Below are 2,917 nucleotides of genomic sequence, written 5' to 3'. Positions count from 1 at the left end.
GCCAGAATCAAAGGCAGCAAAGAAGGCAACAACAAGCTTACCTTCGGACTTTCAGGCAGCCTTTCGGCAAACAAATGGCCAAAGAAATCGTGGAAACAAGCGATGGATTATCTACCATTGAAAATCTTGGCTCTAGGTGCATAACGCCTGCAATAAGGTGTGCCCCACTGAACTCACAAAGCACACTGAACTCCATACCAAAACCGCCGAGTGTGACGCATCACCTTGATTGCTTTGTTATATTTTAATACTCAATTCTTCTTTTGATATTTTAAATATCTCATCCATAGCCAACTCCATGGCCTTATCAATTCGATTGTAATAATCGTTTTCATCCTCATATTCATGGGGTTCACCAACTGAGTACTTTAACTTATTAATCACCTCGCCAACTCTAGGGTCAAGGTATATGGATTTAACAGTAATCAAATCGAAAACTTGCGAAAGAGCATCATTAGAGTGCTTTTCTAATTTCTCGTATACCTTATTTTCTTCATTGTATTTCTTACGCCTCTCATATTCTTCAACATCTCGATCCCACTGATTTTGTAAACTCTCATTGGTAGTTGAGGACATTTGAACATATGGATGATAATGATTAAGGTACTCATAACTTTCGTATTCACTAATCTGATGATTAACAAACTTTTTCACATGAGATAAATGTAGGGAAATCTCTTCATAGGCCTCTTGTTTTTTTAACCAAACTTGTTGATTAATCCAACTTTTCTCTGAAAGACTACTTTTTACGCTCTCAACTAACTCTGTTGTTTGAGACAATTGTTCCTTCAACTCCACAAAATCTTCTTTGTTAGCATAAGATTTACCTTTTTCTTTTGAATATGAATTCAACCAGACTAAAAGCCCCGAAACCAAAGCAACACCAACGTAAGAAATAATAGATAAAATTTGTTCCACTGAATTTCCTCTAAGAAATATAACGCCTGGGATAAGGTGCGCCACGATGAACTCACCAAACCCGCTGAACTCCAAACCAAAAATGCCGAGTCAAACAAGTCACCTTGATACCTTTGTTATGGCGCTTGGATTCATTTTTACTCTTGAAACTGCTCGTATACTTCGGCTTCTATGTCCCCACAACTTTCAATCGGTATGCCATTTTCATCATGAATTGAGTATTCTTGCTGGATACCACCAATACTTGCACTACCATCTAAGCCACAAAGCATCGTTGTATAGGTGTCGGTGAGCACATCATCTAGAATATTAGCCAATTGATTCATCTGTGTTTCTGACAAGTTCATCTTTTCAATCTTTGAAGAAACTTCTGACTCCCCACCTCTGGAAAGGTACAACTTTAATTGTTCTTCTTTTTCAGACTTCCAAAGTCCAACGAATTCTTTAGCATTCATCGCCAATCCTATTTTTTGCGCCATAACGCCTGGGATAAGGTGCGCCACGATGAACTCACCAAATCCACTAAACTCCAAACCAAAACCGCCGAGTCAAACGAGTCACCTTGATACCTTTGTTATGCAACTCCATCCATTAATACGTTCATACTTGACCGAAAGCCTTTCCACGCGTGATAAATCTGCGGCATACAGGCAACAAATTCATACTCTGATAATTCCGATTCACTTTCAACGATTTGAGCCAAACCAACTTGCATGACAACCTGATACGGACTGGCTTGGCTGCTGCACCAGACAAATAGTCAAAGAAATGCGCCAGCACTTTCACAGCTGAGTAACGTTGAAATTATGATGTTAAATTGCCAGAGTCAAAGGCAGCAAAGAAAACAGCAACCTGTTTAACTCCGGACTTGCAGGCAGCCTTTCGGCAAACAAATGGCCAAAGAAATCGTGGAAACAAGCGATGGATTATCTACCATTGAAAATCTTGGCTCTAGGTGCATAACGCCTGCAATAAGGTGTGCCCCACTGAACCAACAAAGCACACTGAACTCCGAACCAAAACCGCCGAGTGTAACGCATCACCTTGATTGCTTTGTTAAATGCCTTTTCCGAAGTGAAGCTCTCTGTGACAATTTGGACACAAAGCCAATACATTTGATAATGAGTCTTCTCCACCATTACTTAAAGGCACTATATGATGCACTTCAAGATAAGGTGAATTATTACTTTTGCGATAAAATGGTGCTGCACCTGAACATCGTTCACATATGCCATCTGCTCGATATAGAGCCTCAGCAACTACATCTGGATTACGCTCGTAGACATAACTAGTTACCGGTACAAGCTTGGGTTTTAGGTTTGCCTTTTCTAAGCGTTTTAACCTGCTACTGCGATTAAGTTTTATCGATTTTGATATAGCATCATCACTTTCTTTGGCAAATACATCAATAAGCTTAGGCTTAGAGAAAAATGATTCTATATATTCCAAAAGCTTACCGTTAAGTTTTTTTGCTTTTTGAGGACCAGTTTTTAAGTCGAATTTTCTTAAAGTATACAGGTGTAATTTTTCTGTATTAATAGTTGCAACTAATGCCAATCTAACAAATGAGCCTTCTAAGGAACTTTGATAGTCGGCACTGTTAACCCAATATTTTTTGTCTTTTCTAATCTTAGATTTTGTTAACCCAACATTTTGAACTATACATTTATACCCAATTCGCATTTCAGGCTTTGAAATATATATGTAAACTACGTCACCAACACTATACCCTATCCCCCCTTGCTTCCAATCGATGAAACCAAAGTCTGCAAAGGATCGTTCATGATCATAAATTTTCGAATTTGCAGGGATTAACCAGTCCATACTTCCTCATTATGTTGTAGTAGCATTTAACGCCTGCAATAAGGTGTGCCCCACCGAACCAACAAAGCACACTGAACTCAGTACCAAAACCGCCGAGTGTAACGCATCACCTTGATTGCCTTGTTATATTTCTTTTTCAGAAACGAAAGAAACAAACTCTAAACCGAGCTTAGAT

3 protein-coding genes are annotated in these 2,917 nt (G+C 39.0%); all 3 read right to left on the bottom strand.

Going from position 1 to position 2,917, the window contains the following annotated elements:
* Positions 1–237 precede the first annotated feature (237 nt).
* Entirely contained in the window at positions 238–918 is a 681-nt protein-coding gene (locus EDI28_RS25470; protein WP_128786646.1) for a hypothetical protein, read from the bottom strand.
* Between the two features lie 137 nt (positions 919–1,055).
* Positions 1,056–1,451 (bottom strand): hypothetical protein, encoded by a 396-nt coding sequence (locus EDI28_RS25465; protein WP_199287498.1) that lies wholly within the window; start codon positions 1,449–1,451, stop codon positions 1,056–1,058.
* A gap of 523 nt (positions 1,452–1,974) precedes the next feature.
* Positions 1,975–2,742 (bottom strand): HNH endonuclease, encoded by a 768-nt coding sequence (locus EDI28_RS25455; protein WP_233353513.1) that lies wholly within the window; start codon positions 2,740–2,742, stop codon positions 1,975–1,977.
* Positions 2,743–2,917: the final 175 nt, after the last annotated feature.

The organism is Photobacterium chitinilyticum (assembly GCF_004104355.1).
Lineage (GTDB): Bacteria > Pseudomonadota > Gammaproteobacteria > Enterobacterales > Vibrionaceae > Photobacterium > Photobacterium chitinilyticum.
Note: the sequence above shows the minus strand (reverse complement) of the source record. Positions and strands in the feature narration are given on the sequence as shown.